This window comes from Pseudomonas sp. KB-10 (assembly GCF_018221585.1).
Lineage (GTDB): Bacteria > Pseudomonadota > Gammaproteobacteria > Pseudomonadales > Pseudomonadaceae > Aquipseudomonas > Aquipseudomonas yangonensis.
Map to the genome: position 1 here is coordinate 52,022 of NZ_QYYB01000009.1, position 21,465 is coordinate 73,486.

General features: G+C 62.3%; 24 protein-coding genes. 1 reads left to right on the top strand and 23 read right to left on the bottom strand.

The annotated features are described in order from the left end of the window. Nucleotides 1–24: 24 nt before the first annotated feature. From der to trmJ, 19 genes are all read right to left on the bottom strand, one after another. Complete coding sequence (gene der, locus DXK50_RS21680) at nucleotides 25–1,500, bottom strand: ribosome biogenesis GTPase Der (RefSeq protein ID WP_212631703.1); 1,476 nt, start codon at nucleotides 1,498–1,500, stop codon at nucleotides 25–27. 98 nt (nucleotides 1,501–1,598) lie between these two features. After that, entirely contained in the window at nucleotides 1,599–2,750 is a 1,152-nt protein-coding gene (gene bamB / locus DXK50_RS21685) for an outer membrane protein assembly factor BamB (RefSeq protein WP_212631704.1), read from the bottom strand. Further along, complete coding sequence (locus DXK50_RS21690; protein ID WP_212631705.1) at nucleotides 2,743–3,381, bottom strand: tetratricopeptide repeat protein; 639 nt, start codon at nucleotides 3,379–3,381, stop codon at nucleotides 2,743–2,745. Before DXK50_RS21690 ends, bamB begins: the two co-directional genes overlap by 8 nt. Before the next feature lie 32 nt (nucleotides 3,382–3,413). After that, nucleotides 3,414–4,700, bottom strand: coding sequence for a histidine--tRNA ligase (gene hisS / locus DXK50_RS21695; RefSeq protein ID WP_212631706.1), 1,287 nt, complete (start codon nucleotides 4,698–4,700; stop codon nucleotides 3,414–3,416). Between the two features lie 21 nt (nucleotides 4,701–4,721). Then, the gene (ispG, locus tag DXK50_RS21700) at nucleotides 4,722–5,834 is read right to left on the bottom strand and encodes a flavodoxin-dependent (E)-4-hydroxy-3-methylbut-2-enyl-diphosphate synthase (RefSeq protein WP_161867573.1); all 1,113 of its coding nucleotides are present in this window, start codon (nucleotides 5,832–5,834) and stop codon (nucleotides 4,722–4,724) included. Nucleotides 5,835–5,837: 3 nt separating this feature from the next. Continuing rightward, a complete protein-coding gene (locus DXK50_RS21705; RefSeq protein WP_212631707.1) occupies nucleotides 5,838–6,836 on the bottom strand; it encodes a RodZ domain-containing protein in 999 nt (332 codons plus the stop codon). Then, nucleotides 6,833–7,594, bottom strand: coding sequence for a type IV pilus biogenesis/stability protein PilW (pilW, locus tag DXK50_RS21710; protein WP_161867571.1), 762 nt, complete (start codon nucleotides 7,592–7,594; stop codon nucleotides 6,833–6,835). The genes DXK50_RS21705 and pilW overlap by 4 nt, the downstream gene beginning before the upstream one ends. A 13-nt stretch (nucleotides 7,595–7,607) precedes the next feature. Beyond that, nucleotides 7,608–8,756 (bottom strand): dual-specificity RNA methyltransferase RlmN, encoded by a 1,149-nt coding sequence (gene rlmN, locus DXK50_RS21715; protein ID WP_212631708.1) that lies wholly within the window; start codon nucleotides 8,754–8,756, stop codon nucleotides 7,608–7,610. 26 nt (nucleotides 8,757–8,782) lie between these two features. Next, a complete protein-coding gene (gene ndk / locus DXK50_RS21720) occupies nucleotides 8,783–9,214 on the bottom strand; it encodes a nucleoside-diphosphate kinase (RefSeq protein WP_017675177.1) in 432 nt (143 codons plus the stop codon). A 101-nt stretch (nucleotides 9,215–9,315) separates the two neighbouring features. After that, entirely contained in the window at nucleotides 9,316–9,516 is a 201-nt protein-coding gene (gene iscX / locus DXK50_RS21725) for a Fe-S cluster assembly protein IscX (protein WP_024309256.1), read from the bottom strand. Between the two features lie 18 nt (nucleotides 9,517–9,534). Continuing rightward, a complete protein-coding gene (fdx, locus tag DXK50_RS21730; protein WP_003459694.1) occupies nucleotides 9,535–9,876 on the bottom strand; it encodes an ISC system 2Fe-2S type ferredoxin in 342 nt (113 codons plus the stop codon). Between the two features lie 3 nt (nucleotides 9,877–9,879). Beyond that, entirely contained in the window at nucleotides 9,880–11,745 is a 1,866-nt protein-coding gene (gene hscA / locus DXK50_RS21735; RefSeq protein WP_161867569.1) for a Fe-S protein assembly chaperone HscA, read from the bottom strand. 44 nt (nucleotides 11,746–11,789) lie between these two features. Further along, complete coding sequence (hscB, locus tag DXK50_RS21740; protein WP_212631709.1) at nucleotides 11,790–12,311, bottom strand: co-chaperone HscB; 522 nt, start codon at nucleotides 12,309–12,311, stop codon at nucleotides 11,790–11,792. Nucleotides 12,312–12,319: 8 nt separating this feature from the next. Further along, a complete protein-coding gene (gene iscA / locus DXK50_RS21745; RefSeq protein WP_003246232.1) occupies nucleotides 12,320–12,643 on the bottom strand; it encodes an iron-sulfur cluster assembly protein IscA in 324 nt (107 codons plus the stop codon). A gap of 13 nt (nucleotides 12,644–12,656) precedes the next feature. Then, nucleotides 12,657–13,043 (bottom strand): Fe-S cluster assembly scaffold IscU, encoded by a 387-nt coding sequence (gene iscU / locus DXK50_RS21750; protein ID WP_017362576.1) that lies wholly within the window; start codon nucleotides 13,041–13,043, stop codon nucleotides 12,657–12,659. Between the two features lie 72 nt (nucleotides 13,044–13,115). Further along, a complete protein-coding gene (locus tag DXK50_RS21755; protein WP_212631710.1) occupies nucleotides 13,116–14,330 on the bottom strand; it encodes an IscS subfamily cysteine desulfurase in 1,215 nt (404 codons plus the stop codon). Nucleotides 14,331–14,359: 29 nt separating this feature from the next. Then, nucleotides 14,360–14,857 carry a Fe-S cluster assembly transcriptional regulator IscR gene (iscR, locus tag DXK50_RS21760; protein WP_013716861.1) on the bottom strand — a complete coding sequence of 166 codons (498 nt, stop codon included), beginning with the start codon at nucleotides 14,855–14,857 and terminating at the stop codon, nucleotides 14,360–14,362. Nucleotides 14,858–14,993: 136 nt separating this feature from the next. Next, on the bottom strand, nucleotides 14,994–15,779 hold the full coding sequence (cysE, locus tag DXK50_RS21765; protein WP_161867566.1) for a serine O-acetyltransferase: 786 nt from the start codon (nucleotides 15,777–15,779) through the stop codon (nucleotides 14,994–14,996). Beyond that, nucleotides 15,772–16,551 carry a tRNA (cytosine(32)/uridine(32)-2'-O)-methyltransferase TrmJ gene (gene trmJ / locus DXK50_RS21770; protein ID WP_161867595.1) on the bottom strand — a complete coding sequence of 260 codons (780 nt, stop codon included), beginning with the start codon at nucleotides 16,549–16,551 and terminating at the stop codon, nucleotides 15,772–15,774. The genes cysE and trmJ overlap by 8 nt, the downstream gene beginning before the upstream one ends. A gap of 145 nt (nucleotides 16,552–16,696) precedes the next feature. Here trmJ and suhB point away from each other — a divergent pair, with 145 nt between their 5' ends. After that, nucleotides 16,697–17,512 (top strand): type III secretion system regulator SuhB, encoded by an 816-nt coding sequence (gene suhB, locus DXK50_RS21775; RefSeq protein WP_061241128.1) that lies wholly within the window; start codon nucleotides 16,697–16,699, stop codon nucleotides 17,510–17,512. A gap of 58 nt (nucleotides 17,513–17,570) precedes the next feature. Here the strand turns inward: suhB and DXK50_RS21780 are convergent, their stop codons facing one another. From DXK50_RS21780 to yajC, 4 genes are all read right to left on the bottom strand, one after another. Next, a complete protein-coding gene (locus tag DXK50_RS21780; RefSeq protein ID WP_161867565.1) occupies nucleotides 17,571–18,113 on the bottom strand; it encodes a glycine zipper 2TM domain-containing protein in 543 nt (180 codons plus the stop codon). Nucleotides 18,114–18,231: 118 nt separating this feature from the next. Beyond that, the gene (secF, locus tag DXK50_RS21785; RefSeq protein ID WP_161867564.1) at nucleotides 18,232–19,149 is read right to left on the bottom strand and encodes a protein translocase subunit SecF; all 918 of its coding nucleotides are present in this window, start codon (nucleotides 19,147–19,149) and stop codon (nucleotides 18,232–18,234) included. Nucleotides 19,150–19,158: 9 nt separating this feature from the next. Then, nucleotides 19,159–21,027 (bottom strand): protein translocase subunit SecD, encoded by a 1,869-nt coding sequence (gene secD, locus DXK50_RS21790; protein ID WP_161867563.1) that lies wholly within the window; start codon nucleotides 21,025–21,027, stop codon nucleotides 19,159–19,161. Nucleotides 21,028–21,097: 70 nt separating this feature from the next. Beyond that, a complete protein-coding gene (gene yajC / locus DXK50_RS21795; RefSeq protein WP_024309267.1) occupies nucleotides 21,098–21,427 on the bottom strand; it encodes a preprotein translocase subunit YajC in 330 nt (109 codons plus the stop codon). Between the last annotated feature and the right edge of the window lie 38 nt (nucleotides 21,428–21,465).

Here is a 21,465-nt window from a genome sequence, read left to right on the forward strand (position 1 = left end):
GCTCGTCCGGCGTGCACACGGAGCTTACTTGCGCTTGTCCTTGCGCTTCTTCTCGGCCTTCTTGTGATGGCTCATCAGGCGGCGCTTCTTGTTCACCTGGCGATCGGTGAGCTTGTTCTTGTTGCCCTCGTAGGGGTTTTCGCCGCCCTTGTACTCGATGCGGATCGGCGTCCCCACCAGTTTCAGCACGCGGCGGAAGGTGTTCTCCAGGTAACGGGTGTAGGCGCGCGGCACGGCGTCGACCTGGTTACCGTGGATCACGATCAGCGGCGGGTTGGCACCGCCCAGGTGGGCATAGCGCAGCTTGATGCGGCGACCGTTGACCAGAGGCGGCGCGTGGTCACTGACGGCGTCTTCGAGAATCTGCGTCAGGCGGCTGGTGGGCCAGCGGGTGATGGCCGATTTGAAAGAGGCCTGTACCGACTTGTACAGATGGCCGACGCCCGTGCCGTGCAGGGCGGAGATGAAGTGGATATCGGCGAAGTCCACGAAGAACAGCCGGCGCTCCAGCTCGGTCTTCACGTAGTCCTTCTGCCCCTGATCCATGCCATCCCACTTGTTCAGGGCGATGACCAGGGCGCGGCCACTTTCCAGCACGAAGCCGAGCAGGTTGAGATCGTGGTCGACCACGCCCTCACGGGCGTCCATGACGAACACCACGACGTTGGAGTCCTGGATGGCCTGCAGCGTCTTGACCACGGAGAACTTCTCCACGGCCTCGAAGATCTTGCCGCGGCGGCGCACACCAGCGGTGTCGATCAGGGTGTACTTCTCGTCGTCACGCTCGAAGGGGATGTAGATGCTGTCACGGGTGGTGCCGGCCTGGTCATAGACGATGACCCGCTCTTCACCAAGCATGCGGTTGACCAGGGTGGACTTGCCGACGTTCGGCCGGCCGATGATGGCCAGCTTGATGCCGTCCTTCTCGCTGGGGCCGGGGATGCGCTTGGCTTCCTGGCCTTCGAGCACCTCCTCCTCTTCGGCGCCCTCTTCCGGCTCACCGGCATCCTTGGGGAAGGCACCGAGCACCACTTCGAGCATCTGGGTGATGCCGCGACCATGGGCACCGGCAATCGCCAGCGGCTCGCCCAGGCCCATGGGACTGAATTCGGCGCGGGCCAGATCGACATCGAGGTTGTCGACCTTGTTCACCACCAGGAAGCTCTGCTTGTTACGACGGCGCAGGTGCTCGCCGATCATCTGGTCGGAGGCGGTCATGCCGGCACGCGCGTCCACCAAAAACAGCACGGCATCGGCCTCTTCGATGGCCTGCAGCGACTGCTCGGCCATCTTCGCGTCGATGCCCTCCTCGTCACCGGAAATACCGCCGGTGTCGATCACGATGTAGGTACGCCCCTGCCACTTCGCCTCGCCATACTGGCGGTCGCGGGTCAGACCGGACAGGTCGCCGACGATGGCGTCGCGGCTGCGGGTCAGGCGGTTGAAGAGTGTGGATTTGCCGACGTTCGGCCGACCCACCAGGGCAATTACGGGAACCATCAGGCTCTCCACTTGAGTTGATTCAGAAAATGCAAAGGCCGCTGCATGGGCAGCGGCCGGGATACTGCGTGCTGCCAGGTTAAGGCAGCATAGTCGGCTTACTTGATGGTCAAAGCCACCAACTTGCCGCTATTGCCGTAGACATACAGCCAGTCCCCCACCACCAGCGGCTGGGCGCGCAGGCCATCGCTGTCGATGCGGGTACGGCCAACGAAGCGACCATCGACCTGGCTCAGCAGGTGCAGATAGCCCTCGAAGTCACCCACGGCGACATAACTGGAGAACACCGCCGGGCCCGAGAGCTGACGGCGCGCCATCGAATCATTGGTCCACAGGGCCGAGGCGCTGCGCTCGTCGATACCTTCGACGGTACCGCTGGCATGGCTGACGTAAACGTTGCCGAAGCCCTGAGCGACGCATACCGAGCTGGAGGCTTCGCGCTGCCACAGCACGCGGCCGGACTCAAGGTCCATGGCCGCGACACGGCCCTGGTAGCTCACCGCGTAGACGGTGCCGCCGGACAGCAGCAGGCCGCCGTCGATGTCCACCACGCGCTCCAGTTCGGAACGACCTTGCGGAATGGCAACGCGCTGCTCCCAGACCGGCAGGCCGCGCTGGGCGTCGACCGCAATCACTTTGCCGCTGGACAGACCGGCGACTACCAGGCGGTTGGTCACCAGCGGCGCGCCGGTACCACGCAGGGTCAGTACGGCCGGGGTGTTCTCGACGATCCAGCGCTGGCTGCCGGTGCTGGCATCGAAGGCGATCAGGCGGTCGTCCTGGGTCTGCACCACGACGATATCGCCATTGGTGGCCGGCGCAGCCAGCACTTCGCTGGTCACGCGTGAACGCCATTGCTCTTCGCCGTCGCTGGCGTCCAGCGCGATCACTTCGCCCTTGAGCGTACCCAGCAGTACCTGGCCGTAGCCAACGCCGATGGCACCGGAAACCGGGATGTCGAGCTTCTTGCGCCAGATGACCTTGCCGCTGGTGCGGTCCATGGCCATGACCAGACCCTCGACGTCGGCGGCGTAGATCACCTCGCCATCGATGGCCGGTACCAGCATGTTGAAGGTTTCGCCCTGACCATCTCCAACGGAGCGGCTCCATTCGGTGCGCAGCTCGACTTCAGCGTCGAACTTGGCCAGTTCGGCGGGCGGCAGTTCCTTCTTGCTATTGCTGCTGCAACCCACGGCCAGAACGGCCAGAGCCAGCAGTGCGGCATTCTTCCAACGCATCACGTCACGCATCCCCTTTTGCCAGGTCGTCCAGCTTCATCTGCAGACCGCCAACGGCGGCGTCTTCGGCCAGCGCATCCTTGGCCTTCTGGTAGGCAGCGTGCGCGTCATCGCTGCGACCCAGCTGAGCCAGCAGGTCGCCCTTGAGTTCTTCGCGGCTGGCGAGGTAGGCATCCTCGACCTTGGCATCGAGCAGCTTGAGCGCATCATCGGCCTTGTCCTGAGCAGCCAGGACACGCGCCAGACGCTGACGCGCCAGTTCGCCGAGCGTGGCATCGGCCGGCTTGTCGAGTACGCGCTGCAGAGCAGCGGCGGCATCGTCGAGACGATTGGCTTCGACCGCGACCTTGGCGACGAACAGGCTGCCATACTGCGCATAGTGAGTACCGCCAAACTCGCTGTCGAGCTTGCCGGCCAGTTCGGCGACTTTCGCGGCATCGGGCTTGCCAGCCGGATCCAGCGCGGTTTCCAGCAATTGCTGGTAGAGCACCGAAGCGCCTTGCGCCTGATTGTCCTGGTACTTCTGCCAGCCCTGCCAGCCGAATACAGCCACCAGCGCCAATACGCCGCCGGCCAGCAAAGGCTTGCCGTTGCGATCCCACCAGTCCTTGATTTGCGCGATCTGTTCGTCTTCGGTCTGCATGTCTAACCCCGTACTCCTAATCGAGAGCCTGCTCAGGCCTGCTGGCAGGCGGCCAGATGCTCAGCCAGAGCATCCCAGGCAACGCTTTGTTGTTCACTGTCGTCGCGCAGCGGCTTGCAACCTACCACGCGCCCTGCCAATTCGTCGTCCCCCAGAATCAGCGCATAGCGCGCGCCACTCTTGTCGGCCTTCTTGAACTGGCTCTTGAAACTGCCGCCACCGCTATTGAGCAACAGGCGCAGCCCCGGCAGCTCGTCGCGCAGACGCTCCACCAGAGTCAGCGCCGCCAGCTCCGCCGCCTCGCCAAAGGCGCAGACGTAGACATCGGCGGCGCGGTTGAGCTCGGCCGGCAACAAGTCCAGGGTTTCCAGCAGCAGCACCAGGCGCTCGACGCCCATGGCGAAGCCGACACCCGGCGTGGCCTTGCCACCCAGCTGCGCCACCAGTCCGTCGTAGCGGCCACCGGCGCACACCGTACCCTGAGCGCCGAGCTTGTTGGTGACCCACTCGAACACGGTGCGGTTGTAGTAATCCAGACCGCGCACCAGCTTGTGGTTGATCTGATAGCGAATACCTGCAGCGTCCAAACGCGCCTTGACGCCCTCGAAGTGCAGACGCGACTCCTCGTCGAGGTAGTCGCCCAAGGTCGGCGCACCGACCAGCACGGCCTGAGTCGCCTCGTTCTTGCTGTCGAGGATGCGCAGCGGGTTGGTGGTCAGTCGGCGCTGACTGTCTTCGTCAAGCTGGTCGAAGCGCTCCTGCAGGTAGGCCACCAGAGCGTCGCGATAGGCAGCGCGTGCCTCGCTGGAGCCCAGACTGTTGAGCTGCAGGGTCACGGCATCGGCCAGGCCGAGCTGCTTCCACAGACGCCAGGTGAGCACGATCAGTTCGGCGTCGACATCCGGCCCCGGCAGGTTGAAGGCTTCCACCCCGACCTGATGGAACTGGCGGTAGCGACCCTTCTGCGGCTTCTCGTAGCGGAACATGGGGCCGGCGTACCACAGTTTCTGCACCTGACCACCGCCGCTCAGGCCATGCTCGAGCACGGCGCGCACGCAGCCGGCAGTGCCTTCAGGGCGCAGGGTCAGCGACTCTTCGTTGCGGTCGAGGAAGGTGTACATTTCCTTGTCGACCACGTCGGTGCCTTCGCCGATACCGCGGGCAAACAGCTCGGTGTACTCGACGATGGGCAGGCGGATCTCCTTGTAGCCATAGCCATCGAGCAGGCTGACCAAGGTGCTTTCCAGGTAGCGCCAGGCAGGCGTCTGCTCCGGCAGGATGTCGTTCATGCCACGAATGGCTTGCAGGGACTTGCTCAATTGTTTTCCTTAAAGCACGGATCAGCCGCGCACGATCACGGCGGCATCGGCGGCGACCTTTTCGGCAGCCTTGTCGCGGATGAGCTTTTCCAGCTCGTCCACCAGATTTTCGTTGGTCAGCTTCGAGGCCGGTTTGCCGTCGATGTAGACCAGGTTGTTCGGGCTACCGCCAGTGAGGCCGATATGCGCCTCCTTGGCTTCGCCGGGGCCGTTGACCACGCAGCCGATCACGGCCACGTCCAGCGGCACCAGCAGGTCCTCGACGCGAGCTTCCAGCTCGTTCATGGTCTTGACCACATCGAAGTTCTGCCGCGAGCAGCTCGGGCAGGCGATGAAGTTGATGCCGCGCGAACGCAGGCGCAGCGACTTGAGAATGTCGAAACCGACCTTGATCTCCTCCACCGGATCAGCAGCCAGGGAGATACGGATGGTATCGCCAATGCCCTCGGCCAGCAGCATGCCCAGGCCAACCGCCGACTTCACGGTACCGGAGCGCAGGCCACCGGCTTCGGTGATGCCCAGGTGTAGCGGTTGCTCGATCTGCTTGGCCAACAGGCGATAGGCCTCGACGGCCATGAACACATCGGAGGCCTTCACGCTGACCTTGAAGTCAGGGAAGTTCAGGCGATCGAGGTGCTCGACGTGGCGCAAGGCGGACTCGACCAAGGCCTCGGGCGTCGGCTCGCCGTACTTCTTCTGCAGGTCCTTTTCCAGGGAGCCGGCGTTGACGCCGATGCGGATCGGGATGCCCTTGTCGCGTGCAGCCTCGACCACCGCCTTGACGCGATCCTCGCGGCCGATGTTGCCCGGGTTGATGCGCAGGCAGTCGACGCCCAGCTCGGCCACGCGCAGGGCGATCTGGTAGTCGAAGTGAATGTCGGCCACCAGCGGTACGCGCACCTGCTGCTTGATGCGGCCGAAGGCCTCGGCGGCGTCCATGTCCGGTACGGACACGCGCACGATGTCGGCACCGGCATCTTCCAGACGACGGATCTGCGCCACGGTGGCGGCCACATCGTTGGTGTCGGTGTTGGTCATGCTCTGTACGGCAATCGGCGCATCGCCGCCTACCGGTACCGAGCCAACCCAGATCTTGCGCGACAGTCGGCGCTTGATCGGCGATTCGCAATGCATGCTTTACATCCCCAGTGTCAGGCGCGCGGTTTCGCCAGAGATATGCGGCGTGACGTCAACGCTTTCGCCGTTGTAGGTCACCTGAGCGCCACGAGCAAAGCCCAGGTGCAACTTCAGCGGCGCCTTGCCGGTCAGTTCGATACGCTCACCACTACGCTTGAGTGCGCTGAGCAGGACCTTGCCATCGGCATCGGTCACCTGCGTCCAGCAATCGGCGGTGAACTGCACCTTCAGCGCACCTTGACCGGCAGGCACCGCAGCAGGTGCGGCGGGCTCGGCGACGGGGGCCGGCGCGGTGGCGGTCACAGCAGGTTGATCCTGTTCGGGAGCGACCGGAGCCTCGGCTCCTGCGTCAGCTGTATCGCCCTCAGCCGCGCCGGACTCTGCAGCAGGCTGTTCGGCGGTAGCGGTTTCTTCCGGAGCTTCGCCCGGCTCCGTTGGCAGCAACAACGGGCTGGTCTGCTCGCCGCCCTGGGCCGCTACCACAGCCTGGTCTTCCGGCTCGGCCAGCGAGTGCACCTGAGTAGCGCCATCGGCGCCTTCGACTTCCACATGCTCGAGCCCCAGATCAGCCAGGCTGGTGACTGGACGCCCCTGATCCTGCCACCAGACAAAACCGCCACCGATCAACGCCAGCAACAACAGGAAGCTGACCAGGCGCAGAATACTTTGCGAATAACGTACAGGTTCTTCGATACGCCCCAGAGCATGCACACTGCTACCAGTGGCATCGGTACCGGTGAACTGGTCGAACTCCATGACCAGGCGGTTCTGGTCCATTTCGAGCAGCTTGGCATAGGCACGAATGTAACCACGGGCGAAGGTGGTCCCCGGCAGCTTGTCGAAAGCCCCCGCCTCGAGCTGGGCGAGACGCTGAGGAGTCAGATTGAGCTGCGCCGCCACCTCGGCGACACTCCAGCCCTTGAGCTCACGGGCCTGACGCAGGCTATCGCCCGGGTTGCTCGGCATCGGCTGGTTCACTTCACTATCCGCCGCTTTCATCGTTGCCCCGAAACATATTGCTGATATTCCTGAGAAGCCGGATACAGGCGCCGCAGTTGCAGTCCCAGGCTGGCCGCCTGGTCACGGTCCTCGAATATCTCGGCCAGGCGCGCCCCCAGAAGCAGGCTGCGTGCGTTCTGCGGTGCCATTTCGCTATAGCTTTCGTAGTAACGACGGGCCGGCACGTATTCTTTGTCCTCGAAGGACAGCGCGGCCATTTCCAGCATGGCGCGTGGCTGGCGGCTGCTCAGACGCAAGGCCCGCTGGAAATACTCTTTGGCCTGCTCACGCTGGCCAAGTTGCAGAGCCGTCATGCCCAGGTTCTCGAACACACGGGAACGTTCCGGGTAGAGATTGTCCTCGGCGGCCTTGAGGTAGGTGCTCATGGCCTCCTGATAGCGCTTTTGCTCGAACAGGAAGCCGCCGTAATTGTTCAGCAGACGGGCATCCGTTGGCCGCTGGGACAGCGCCTTGCGAAAATGCTCGTCGGCCAGTTTCGGCTCCATTTCCAACTGAAAGGCCATGGCCAGAGCGGCATGCGCGTCGGCATTGGACGAATCCAGTTCGAGGGCATTCTTCAGCGGCACCTTGGCGAGCTGTGTATCGCCCTGCTGGATGTAGGCGATGCCTAACTGAACATAAGCGTCGCGTGCCTGGTCACGCCCTTTCGCCGTACGCATGGGGTCGACATCGCCAGTGGTCACACACCCACCGAGCAGACTGGCAACGAGCAATAACAGCGCAGGGCGCAAGGTCATAGGCATCCTCTCTTCAATTTCGATTGGCGGCAGTACGAGGCTCTGGTGCCTCGCTGCCCAGCTGGCGCACGGCAATGTAACGCTCGCTGCGCCGAGTACGGTCCATGACCTGGCCGACCAGCTGGCCACAGGCAGCGTCGATATCGTCACCACGGGTGGTGCGTACCGTGACGTTATGCCCGGCCTTGTGCAACAGGTCCTGGAAGCGGCGAATGGCGTTATTGCTCGGCCGCTCGTACCCCGAGAAGGGGAAGGGATTAAACGGAATCAGATTGATCTTGCAAGGCACATCGGCCAGAAGTGCGACCATCTGCTCAGCGTGCTCGGGCTGATCGTTGACGCCCTTGAGCAAGGTGTACTCGATGGTCAGCACGCGCTTCTCGCCCAGCTTGGATATATAGCGCTTGCAAGCCGCCAGCAGCATGTCCAGCGGATACTTCTTGTTGATCGGCACCAGCTGATTGCGCAACTCATCGTTCGGCGCGTGCAGCGACAGGGCCAGGGACACGTCGATGACTTCGGCCAGCTTGTCGATCATCGGCACCACGCCGGAGGTGGACAGCGTCACCTTGCGCTTGGAGATGCCGTAGCCGAGGTCGTCCATCATGATCTGCATGGCGGATACGACGTTGTCGAAGTTCAGCAGTGGCTCGCCCATGCCCATCATCACCACATTGGTGATGGCGCGATCGATCTTCGCCGGCACGCTGCCGAAGGATTTGTTGGCAATCCATACCTGGCCGATGATCTCGGCGCTGGTCAGATCGCTGTTGAAACCCTGTTTGCCGGTGGAACAGAAACTGCAATCCAGGGCACAACCGGCCTGCGACGACACGCACAGGGTGCCGCGGCCGTTCTGCGGGATATACACGGTTTCCACGCAGCTGCCCGACGCCACACGCACCACCCACTTGCGCGTGCCATCGGCAGAAATATTTTCGCTGACCACTTCCGGGCCGCGAATCTCGGCAGAGGCCTCGAGCTTCTCGCGCAAGGCCTTGCCGACGTTCGTCATGGCGGCGAAATCATCGACGCCAAAGTGGTGAATCCACTTCATCACCTGGCCGGCACGGAAGCGCTTCTCGCCGATGGACTCGAAGAACTGTTCCATTTCCGGCTGGGTCAGGCCCAGCAGGTTGATCTTGCCGGTGGTATTGGTCATGGCTTCACCCTCGCTTCATTCGCCAATCAGCGAATGCGCGCGCACAGCTCGGTGGCGGAGAAGAAATAAGCGATCTCGCGCGCAGCGGAAGCTTCGGAGTCCGAACCGTGAACGGCGTTCTCGTCGATGGAAACGGCGAAGTCAGCACGGATGGTGCCGGCAGCAGCTTCTTTCGGGTTGGTGGCGCCCATCAGTTCGCGGTTCTTGGCAACGGCGTTCTCGCCTTCCAGAACCTGAACGATGACCGGACCGGAAGTCATGAAGGCAACCAGATCCTTGAAGAAGCCGCGCTCGCTGTGCTCAGCGTAGAAACCGGCAGCTTCGCGCTCGGACAGTTGCACCATCTTCGAAGCGACGACGCGCAGACCGGCCTTTTCGAAACGGGTGGTGATCTCACCGATGACGTTCTTGGCAACGGCGTCAGGCTTGATGATGGAGAAAGTACGTTGAACAGCCATGTGAAGCTCCAGAAACTTTAGGGTTAAAGCGAAAAATTAAACCCGCGAATTATACGCGGGTTCAGGTTAAAAGCGTAGGGCAGGCGCCGTAAGCGCCTGTTTCAATCGAGCTCTTCGATCCAGGCGGCCTGGATCGCTTCCAGCACCTTCTCACCGCCGCGTTGCGGGTCATCGGAGAACTGCGGCAGCGCTACTACCCAGCGATGCAGATCGACGAAGTTCACGTAGCGCGGATCGACATCCGGCTTCTGCTCGCTCAGCTCGATGGCGATGTCCAGTACATCGGCCCATTTCAGACTCATGACAGATGCCTCCTGGACTTAATGCGGCGCTTCGGCCGCATGATTGAGCGAATACTTGGGAATTTCGACGGTAAGGTCTTCCTCACCGACGATAGCCTGGCAGGCCAGGCGCGACTGGGCCTCCAGCCCCCAGGCCTTGTCCAGATAGTCCTCTTCCAGCTCGTCAGCCTCGTTTAGCGAATCGAAGCCCTCGCGTACGATGCAGTGACAGGTGGTGCAGGCACACACGCCACCGCAGGCGCTTTCCATCTCGATATGGTGCTCATGGGCCAGCTCGAGGATGGAAATACCGGGTTCGGCCTCGACCACCAGACCATCCGGGCAGAATCGCTCGTGGGGCAGAAAAATTACCTGCGGCATCAATTATTCCTCGATCTCGTTCAGATTGCGCCCGGCCAGCGCGGCTTTAACCGTCGAATCCAGGCGCCTGGCAGCGAATGCATCGGTGACCTGCGACAGGCGCTTGGTCTGGCGCTCGATGGCCAGGCCGTCGCTGCCGGCCAGCAGATCGCGCAACTCCTGCACCTGCAGCTCGATGACCTCGCGCTCCTCGGCATCCAGCAAGCGCTCGCCATCGGCCTCCAGGGCACCTTCGACCGCCTCGATCAGGCGCTGGGCATCGACCTGCTGCTCACGTAGCACGCGCGCGGCCTTGTCGTCGCCGGCGTTCTGGAAGGAGTCCTGCAGCATGCGGGCGATCTCGCCATCGGTCAGACCGTAGGACGGCTTGACCTGAATGCTCGCCTCGATCCCGGAGCTCAGCTCGCGCGCCGCAACACTGAGCAGGCCGTCGGCATCGACCTGGAAGGTCACGCGAATCTTCGCCGCACCGGCGACCATGGGTGGAATGCCGCGCAGCTCGAAACGTGCCAGGGAGCGGCAATCAGCGATCAGCTCGCGCTCGCCCTGCAGCACATGAATCATCATGGCCGTCTGGCCATCCTTGTAGGTGGTGAACTCCTGCGCACGCGCCACCGGAATGGTGGTGTTGCGCGGAATCACCTTCTCCATCAGCCCGCCCATGGTTTCCAGACCGAGCGACAGAGGGATCACGTCCAGCAGCAACAGCTCCTCGCCATCGCCACGCTGGTTGCCGGCCAGGGCATCGGCCTGGATCGCAGCGCCAATGGCCACCACCTGATCAGGGTCGATATTGGTCAGCGGCGCGCGCCCGAACAGCTCGCCCACCGCCTCACGTACGCGCGGCACGCGGGTCGAGCCACCGACCATGACCACCGCACTGACCTCCTCCAGCTCGACGCCCGAATCGCGAACGGCGCGACGGCAGGCTTTGAGGCTGCGCGCCACCATCGGCTCGATCAGCGCCTCGAATTGCTGACGCGACAACGATCCCCGCCAGTCGCCATGGCTCAGCTCGACGCTGTCGGCCTCCGTCAGCGCTTCCTTCGCTGCGCAGGCGGCCTGCAGCAGGCTACGCTGGGTCGCCGGATCGAGATCGCTGGAGATGCCGGCCTGCTGGATGATCCAGTCGGCGATGGCGTGATCGAAGTCATCACCACCCAGCGCGCTGTCGCCGCCAGTCGCCAATACTTCGAACACACCGCCGGTCAGGCGCAGGATGGAGATATCGAAGGTGCCGCCACCCAGATCGTAGATCGCGACCACACCTTCGGCCTTCTGATCCAGACCATAGGCGACAGCCGCAGCGGTAGGCTCGTTGAGCAGACGTAAAACAGTGAGACCGGCAAGACGCGCGGCATCCTTGGTGGCCTGACGTTGAGCGTCATCGAAGTAGGCAGGTACGGTAATCACCGCACCGACCAGCTCGCCACCCAGAGTCTGCTCGGCACGCAAACGCAGCGTCTTGAGAATTTCTGCAGAAACCTCGACCGGGCTCTTCGCACCCTGCACCGTCTCGATGAACGGCATATGCGACTCGCCCGCCGCGAAGCGATAAGGCAACTGCTCGCCAAGCTGATGAACATCAGCGATACCACGGCCCATCAGGCGCTTGACCGACAGCACGGTATTGAATGGATCGCTGGCAGCGGCGCGCTTGGCCGATTCGCCGACTTCGATACTTGCTTCGTGGTAACGCACGGCAGAAGGCAGGATGACCTTGCCGGCATCGTCAGCCAGGGGTTCAGCCAGGCCACTGCGCACCGCAGCAACCAGTGAATTGGTGGTGCCCAGGTCGATTCCCACTGCCAGCCGACGCTGGTGCGGTTGCGGACTCAGTCCTGGCTCGGCGATCTGCAATAAGGCCATGGTCTTCTTGAATCATCAGGCAGGCTGCCGCGGCAACCTACAGGTTAATCGTCGAGGCGCTCTTCTAACTGGCGCACTTCATGAGAGAGCTTGTCGAGGAACTGCATACGGCGCATCAGGCGCTCGGCCTCTTCACGGCGAGCATCGTCGTCCCAGCATGCTGCGAAGCTCTCGTTGAGCTGCTCCTGCGCCGCTTTCAGGCGCCGCTTGAACGCAGCGACGCCGGCGAGATCAGCATCATCCTGCAGTTCTTCCAACTCTTCGCGCAGTTGCATCTGCTGCAGAAGAAAATCCGGATCCTGCACCGTCACTTCCAGCGGCAGCTCGGGGCCACGCATGGCCAGCAGATAGCGCGCTCGCTGCGACGGCGTTTTCAGAACCTGATAAGCCTCGTTGAGGCAGGCAGAGCGCTCCAGCGCCAGGCGCTGCTCACGCTCACCGGCGTCAGCGAAGCGATCCGGATGAACCTGACGAGCCAGCTCACGATAACGCGCGGCCAGCTGATCCAGATCCAGACGAAAGCTCGGCTGCAGCTCGAACAGGGCGAAATGACAGGGGTTACCCATTCAGGGCCTCAAACATTGAAGCTTTCGCCGCAACCGCATTCGCCGCGCACGTTGGGGTTATTGAACTTGAAGCCCTCATTGAGGCCTTCCTTGACGAAGTCCAACTCGGTGCCATCGAGATAGACCAGGCTCTTGGGATCGATGATCACCTTGACGCCATGGCTCTCGAATACCTGATCCTCTGCCGCCAGTTCATCGACGAACTCGAGCACGTAGGCCAGGCCGGAACAACCGGTCGTACGCACACCGAGGCGAATGCCCTCGCCCTTGCCGCGCCCCTCGAGAGAGCGCTGCACATGGCGGGCCGCTGCTTCAGACATGGTGATGGCCATTGCAAACCTCGTATCAGAGCAAGCCTTTCTTCTGCTTGTAATCGCGAACGGCGGCCTTGATGGCGTCCTCGGCGAGTACGGAGCAGTGAATCTTCACCGGCGGCAGCGCCAGCTCTTCGGCAAGCTGGGTATTCTTGATGCTTTCCGCCTCATCGAGGGTCTTGCCCTTCATCCACTCGGTGGCGAGGGAGCTGGAGGCGATAGCCGAACCGCAACCGTAGGTCTTGAACTTGGCGTCTTCGATCACGCCACTTTCGCTGACCTTGATCTGCAAACGCATCACGTCGCCGCAGGCCGGTGCGCCGACCATGCCGGTACCGACGTCCGGGTCCTCGGCATTCAGCTTGCCGACGTTGCGCGGGTTTTCGTAGTGGTCGATGACCTTGTCACTGTAAGCCATGTTGTACTTCCTCTCTCATCAGGTGCCGCTCTTCATGCGGAGCGCCAATTGAGCGATCCGCCTCGGCAGCTATCAGTGTGCTGCCCATTCCACGGAGGAAAGGTCGACACCTTCTTTGAACATATCCCACAGGGGCGACAGTTCGCGCAGCTTGTCCACGGCTTCGCGGACCTTGGCAGCGGCGTAGTCGACTTCTTCTTCGGTGGTGAAGCGACCGAAGGTGAAGCGGATCGAGCTATGCGCCAGCTCGTCGTTGCGGCCAAGGGCGCGCAGCACGTAGGACGGCTCCAGAGAAGCCGAGGTGCAGGCCGAACCGGACGATACGGCGAGATCCTTGAGCGCCATGATCAGCGACTCGCCCTCGACGTAGTTGAAACTCAGATTGAGATTGTGCGGCACGCGGGCAGTCAGGCTGCCGTTGACGTACAGCTCTTCCATGTTTTCCAGCTGGCGATAGAAACGATCACGCAGAGCGGTGATGCGCTGGTTCTCCGCCGCCATTTCTTCCTTGGCAATGCGGAAGGCCTCGCCCATGCCAACACACTGGTGAGTGGCCAGGGTACCCGAGCGCATGCCGCGCTCGTGACCGCCACCGTGAGTCTGCGCCTCCAGACGCACGCGCGGCTTGCGGCGCACGTAGAGAGCACCAACGCCTTTGGGGCCATAAGTCTTGTGCGCGGAGAAGGACATCAGGTCGACCTTCATCTTCTCCAGGTCGATCTCCACCTTGCCGGTGGACTGCGCCGCATCGACATGCAGCAGCACGCCGCGGGAGCGGGTCAGCTCGCCGATGGCAGCGATGTCGTTGATGGTGCCGATTTCGTTGTTGACGTGCATCAGCGACACCAGGGTGGTGTCGTCACGCAGCACGGCTTCGACCATGGCCGGCGTGATCAGACCATCCTCACCGGGCTCCAGGTAGGTCACTTCGAAGCCTTCACGCTCGAGCTGACGCGTGGTGTCCAGCACCGCCTTGTGCTCGATCTTCGAGGTAATGATGTGCTTGCCCTTGCTGGCGTAGAAGTGCGCCACGCCCTTGATCGCCAGGTTGTCGGATTCGGTGGCGCCGCTGGTCCAGACGATTTCGCGCGGATCGGCATTGACCAGCTCGGCGACCTGACGGCGCGCGTTCTCCACTGCCTCCTCGGCCTTCCAGCCGAATACGTGCGAGCGCGACGCCGGGTTGCCGAAGTTACCGTCGACCAGCAGGCACTCGCTCATTTTCTGCGCGACACGCGGATCGACCGGCGTGGTGGCGGAATAATCGAGGTAAATGGGCAATTTCATTGGTTTCTCCTATCAGGCAAACGCCCTGCTCACTCGATGGCAGACGCTTCAATCTTATCCAAATGCGGCGTAGTGCTTCTGCCGGAGCAGCGACGCTGATCCTGGCGCAACGCGACCTCCTGAACCTCACGGCGCACGACCAGATCGGCCAGACTGATGCCACTGAGGAACTCATGAATTTGCTGACTGAGATCGCACCACAAATGATGGGTCAGACAGGTATCGCCAGAGTGGCAATCGCCCTGCCCCTGGCAGCGCGTGGCATCCACGGACTCATTGACCGCATCGATCACCTGCGCCACCTGAATGCCGCGCATGTCGCGCGACAGCTGATAGCCACCACCGGGCCCACGCACACTGGAAACCAGGTTGCCGCGGCGCAGTTTGGCGAACAGTTGCTCGAGATAGGACAGGGAAATGCCCTGCCGCTCGGAAATATCGGCCAGGGAAACGGGACCGTGCTGCGCGTGCAGCGCCAGATCGAGCATGGCGGTAACGGCGTAACGGCCTTTGGTGGTCAGTCGCATGGTTCTACCACGAATCACTGAATTGCGACGAAGTATGCGATTCCCGAGTATTTAAGTCAACTATAAGACCGATTGACTTACTCGGGATTGACCGCGAAAGGAGGCGGCATCATAGCAAACGCCGCCCCTGCATGCATCAGGCAGCAGGCTTGTCGCCCGACTGCTGATCCTTGCATACGTCGGCGAAGTCCTCGTCGCGCAGGCTCGGCAGGTCCTTGGCGCAATAGTCGCTCCCCAATGCCGTCAGCGCCTTGCACACCCCCTCCAGACGCCCGTCGACCGCGTGCAGATGATCGAGCAGCTGGCCGATGGCTCGCGCGACCGGGTCCGGCATGTCCTGACCGACGCCATAGGCATCGAAGCCGATCTTCTCGGCCATGGCCTGACGCTTGGCCTCCTGCTCGTCATCGGACTTGACGATGATCTTGCCGGGAATGCCGACCGCCGTGGCGCCGGCCGGCACCGCCTTGGTCACCACGGCATTGGAGCCGATCTTGGCACCGGCGCCGACCGTAAACGGGCCCAGCACCTTGGCACCGGCCCCGACGACGACGCCATCTTCCAGCGTCGGGTGGCGCTTGCCCTTGTTCCAGCTGGTGCCGCCCAGGGTCACCCCCTGATACAGCGTCACATCATTGCCGATTTCGGCGGTCTCACCGATGACGATGCCCATGCCGTGGTCGATGAAGAAGCGCCGGCCGATCTTCGCCCCCGGATGAATCTCGATCCCCGTCATCCAGCGTCCGAAATTCGATACCACGCGCGCCGGCCACTTCCACCCCGAACGCCACAGCGCATGAGCCACTCGATGCAGCCAGACGGCATGCAACCCCGGGTAGCAGGTCACCACCTCGAAGGCATTGCGCGCCGCCGGATCACGGTGAAAAACGCTCTGGATATCTTCTCGCATGCGTTCAAACATCAGACTTCCCCTGCTTGTGAGGCTCTCCACGCACGGCCTTCTCCGTCTCGGTAAGGATGCCGCGCAGGATATTCATTTCCAGCTTGCTCACCGCACTGCGCCCGTAAAGTCGACGCAGGCGGGTCATCAGGTGCCGCGGCTTCTGCGGATCGAGAAAACCGATCATCACCAGCACGCGGCGCAAATGGCCGTAGAAAGACTCGAGCTCATCCGCCGTCGCCGCCTGGGAGTTGAGCATCGCCGTGGTTTCCAGCTTCTCCACCTTGCTCGGCAGATTCTGCGCCGTCAGCCAGGCCATGCGCACCTCATAGGCCAGCACCTGCACCGCCGCCGCCAGGTTCAGCGAGCTGAACTCCGGGTTGGACGGGATATGCACGTGGTATTGACATCGCTGCAGCTCCTCGTTGGTCAGGCCGGCATATTCGCGGCCAAACACCAACGCCACTTCGCCGCCGGCAGCAGCCTGCTCGCAGCTGGCCACACCGCACTCGCGCGGATCGAGCAGCGGCCAGGGAATGCGCCGATCACGCGCACTGGTTCCGACGACCAACGTGCAGCCAACCAAGGCCTCTTCCAGCGTACCGACCACTTGCGCAGCGTCCAGCACATCGGTGGCGCCAGAGGCACGCGCGACGGCATCTCCGCTGGGGAAATCCTCAGGAGCCACCAGTACCAGGCGTGACAGCCCCATGTTTTTCATCGCCCGTGCGGCACCGCCGATATTGCCCGGATGACTGGTACCCACCAGAACGACGCGAATATTGTCCAGCAACGCAGACACTCTCAGAAACGATTAGGGGCCGACGATCTTACCCAAGGCATGGCGTGATTGCCATGCAAGGCACAGACGGCGCTTCATCAATATCGGTTTTCTGCTAACATGGCCGGCTTTCTTTAACGCCCCAGGTGAACCTCCCATGCAGCCCATGCTGAATATCGCCCTGCGCGCCGCTCGCAGCGCCGGTGAAATGATCTTTCGCTCCATCGAGCGCCTGGATGTCATCTCGGTCGACGAGAAGGATGCCAAGGATTACGTCACTGAGGTCGACAAGGCCGCCGAACTGATGATCGTCCAGGCCATTCGCAAGGCCTACCCGACCCACAGCTTCCTGGGCGAAGAAGGCGGGGTACTGGAAGGCAGCGGCGAAGGCGCCGACTATCAGTGGATCATCGACCCGCTGGACGGCACCACCAACTTCGTTCGCGGCGTGCCGCACTTCGCCATCAGCATCGCCTGCAAATACCGCGGTCGTCTCGAGCATGCCATCGTTCTCGACCCGGTTCGCCAGGAAGAATTTACCGCCAGCCGCGGTCGTGGCGCCGCCCTCAACGGCCGCCGCCTGCGCGTGAGCAATCGCAAGAGTCTGGAAGGCGCCCTGCTCGGCACCGGCTTTCCGTTCCGCGACGGCCAGCTCGATCACCTGGACAACTACCTGAACATGTTCCGCAGCCTGACTGGCCAGACCGCCGGCATCCGCCGCGCAGGCGCTGCCAGCCTGGACCTGGCTTACGTTGCGGCCGGCCGTTTCGACGCGTTCTGGGAGTTCGGCCTGTCCGAGTGGGACATGGCGGCAGGCGCACTGCTGATCCAGGAGGCTGGCGGCCTGGTCAGCGATTTCAGCGGCAGCCATGAATTCCTCGAGAAGGGCCAGATCGTGGCCGGCAACACCAAGTGCTTCAAAGCCGTGCTGACCGCAATCCAGCCGCACCTGGCACCCTCGATGAAGCGCTGAGCTTTCATCGAGTAATAAAAAAACGCCCCGAGGGGCGTTTTTTTATTACTCGAATTTATCACTGAGTCTGCTGCACCAGCACCAGCTCGCCCTGCTTGTTGACCGGAATACGGCTGCCCGGATCACGGTCCATGCGAACGGTGCCGACCTTCTCGCCCAGTTGATACTTCACGTCGTAGCCCACCAGCTTCTCGCTGGTATCGGTCACGGTGTTGCAGCGGGTTTCAGTGGTGGTGTAGGTGTCACGCTGCTGCATGCCCTCCTGAATCTTGTTGCCGGCGTAACCACCGCCGACCGCACCGGCCACGGTGGCGATCTTCTTGCCAGAGCCGCCGCCAACCTGATTACCCAGCAGACCACCGGCGATGGCGCCGATAGCAGTGCCGGCGATCTGGTGCTGATCCTGCACCGGACGCTGACGGGTAACGGTCACGTCCTTGCACACCTCACGCGGTGTTTTCACGGTTTCGTTGATCGGCGTTACCGCCAGCACCTCGGCATAGTCGGGACCGCGATCAACCAGACTGTAAGTGGCCACAGCACCACCAGCGGTCACACCCACAGCACCCAGTACGGCACCTACCAACATTGACTTGTTCATTTTATGTGTCTCCTAGGCTCGGCGACTCGCGCCCTTCTCCTCGCCTAGGACAGCAAAAAGCCGCGACAAGTTCGACTTGCCGCGGCTTTCGCTGACTTTCTTGAAGCCGGTCACATCATCAGGGGCGACCGTCGTCCGCCTCGGCTTCCGCCACCGGAGGAATCAGATCCTCCACGCTGAGCTTAAGCCATACCAGCACCGTGGCGCCGATATAGACCGACGAGTAGGTTCCCACCACAACACCCACCAGCAAGGTCAGGGCGAAGGCTGCCAGCACGTCACCACCGAAGAACAGCAGTGCCAACAACGCCAGGGCGGTGGACAACGATGTAGCGATGGTACGCAGCAAGGTCTGGGTGATCGAAATGTCTACGTTGTCGATCAGCGAGGTCTTGCGCAGCACACGGAAGTTCTCACGGATACGGTCGTAGATGATGATGGTGTCGTTGAGCGAGTAGCCGATCATCGCCAGGATGGCAGCCAGCACGGTCAGATCGAACGGAATCTGAAAGAACGCCAGCACGCCCAGGGTGATCACCACGTCATGCACCAAGGATGCGATGGCACCAACGCCGAACTTCCACTGGAAGCGGAACGCCAGGTACAGCAGGATGCCGCCGAGCGCCAGGAGCATGGCGATACCGCCCTGGTCACGCAGCTCCTCACCTACCTGCGGGCCGACGAACTCGACGCGCTTGACCTCAAAGCGCATCGCCTCATCGACTTTGCGCAGCGCAGTTGCGACCTGATTGCCGAGGTCGGGATCGTCGCCAGCCAGGCGTACCAGCACATCGGTGCTGGCGCCGAAACTCTGCACCACGGCATCGTTGTAACCCGCCTGGCCCAGCTCGGTCTTGATCAGATCGAGATTGGCTGGTTGCTCGTACTGCAGCTCGATCAGGGTGCCACCAGTGAAATCCAGGCCGAAATTAAGCCCCTTGGTGAACAGCGCCCCGAGACCGATCAGCGTCAGCACGACCGTAATGGAGAAGGCGATATTGCGGATCGCCATGAAACGAATGGTTGATTTGATCATGGCTGCACCTCAGATCCACAGCTTCTTGACGTTGCGGCCACCGAAGATCAGGTTGACCAGACCTCGGGTGAACATGATGGCTGTGAACATCGAAGTGATGATGCCCAGAGACATGGTCACCGCGAAGCCTTTGACCGGTCCGGTGCCCATGGCGAACAGGATGCCGCCCACCAGCAAGGTGGTCAGGTTACTGTCGAGAATCGCCGAGTAGGCACGATCGAAGCCTTCATGCAGGGCGCGCTGCACGGGCAAACCATTGGCCAGTTCTTCACGTATCCGCGAGAAGATCAGCACGTTGGCGTCCACCGCCATCCCCAGCGTCAGCACGATACCGGCGATACCTGGCAGGGTCAGGGTCGCGCCGATGGCCGACATCAGGCCCACCAGCAGCACCAGATTGAACGCCAGAGCAACGGTCGCCAGCACCCCGAAGAAGCGATAGATGGCGATGATGAAGACGGCCACGAAGAGCATCGCCCACTCGGTCGAAGCGATACCCTTGGCGATGTTTTCGGCACCCAGGCTCGGACCGATGGTGCGTTCCTCGGCGAAGTACATCGGCGCCGCCAGGCCACCGGCGCGCAGCAGCAGCGCCAGTTCCGAGGACTCACCCTGGCCGTTCAGGCCAGTGATGCGGAACTGGCTGCCCAGTGCCGACTGAATGGTGGCCAGGCTGATGATTTTCTTCTCTTCGACGAACGAGGAAACGGCGACTTCCTGCTCGACACCGTCGACGGTCTGCCGCACGTAGCGGGTGACCGGCTTCTGCTCGATGAAGATCACCGCCATGCTGCGGCCGACGTTGTTGCGCGTAGCGCGGTTCATCAGGTCGCCGCCATGGCCGTCGAGGCGAATGTTCACCTGCGGACGGCCATTCTCGTCGAAGCTGGCCTGCGCATCGGTGACCTGGTCACCGGTGATGATCAGCTCACGCTCGAGCTGCACCGGCGGACGGCCCTCCTCGCGGAAACCGAAGGCCTCGGTCGCACCGCGCGGCGCATCGAGATCGGCCTGCAGACGGAACTCCAGGTTGGCGGTCTTGCCGAGGATACGCTTGGCCTCGGCGGTGTCCTGCACACCCGGCAGCTCGACCACGATGCGGTTGGCGCCCTGGCGCTGCACCAGCGGCTCGGCCACGCCAAGCTCGTTGACGCGGTTACGTACCGTGGTGAGGTTCTGGCGAATGGAGTATTCGCGAATCTCGGCAATCTTCGCCTGGGTCAGACCCAGTTGCAGAATCTGCTGACCATTGCGCTCGACGGTGGTCAGCTCGAAATCGTTGTAATCCTTGCGGATCAGACGCTGGGCTTTTTCCAGCGTGTCGCTGTCGGCAAAGCCGAGCTGAATGCGACCGTTGCTTTCCGGCATGCTGCGGTAGCGTACGCGCTCCTTGCGCAGCAGGCTCTTGATCTCGCCTTCGTAGACCTTGCGGCGCACATCCAGCGCCTTGTCCATGTCGACTTCCAGCAGGAAGTGCACACCGCCGGACAGGTCCAGGCCGAGCTTCATCGGGCTCGCACCCAGGCTGCGCAGCCAGTCGGGGGTGGTTTGCGCCAGGTTCAGCGCCACTACGTAGTCATCGCCCAGCGTGCGGCGGACGATGTCCTTGGCCGGCAACTGGTCATCCTGCTTGGTCAGACGGATCAGGCCGCCACGGCCACGCTCGTCGATGCTGGCAGCCTTGACGGCAATGCCGGCATCGGTCAGCGCCTTGCTGGCGCGGTCGACGTCCGTCTGCTCGATGCTCAGCGCCGAACTGGCACCGCTGATCTGTACGGCAGGATCATCTGGATAGAGATTGGGAATGGAATAGACCAGACCGATCGCCAGTACGGACAGAATCAGCAGGTACTTCCACAGAGGATATTTATTGAGCATTAACGAGCCGCCCGCTTATGACGCGGGGCGCTAAAAGCGCCCCGTCGAATGAAAACTAGAAAGAACCGAATCAGATGGCTTTCAGCGTGCCCTTGGGCAGGGTGGCGGCGATGGCCTGTTTCTGGAACTTCAGCTCGACAGTGTCGGACACCTCGATCACCACGAAATCGTCGGTAACCTTGGACACCTTGCCAGCGATGCCACCGCTGGTGACCACTTCGTCGCCCTTCTGCAGGCTGCCGAGCAGGTTCTTGTGCTCTTTGGCACGCTTGGCCTGCGGACGCCAGATCATCAGATAGAAGATGACCAGGAAGCCGATCAGGAAAACCCACTCGAAACCGCTGCCGGCAGGACCGGCAGCCGCGGTGTCAGCGTAGGCGGCGGGAATGAAAAAGCTCATGTAACACTCCTAATGGAAAGGATCTTCAAACGTACGGG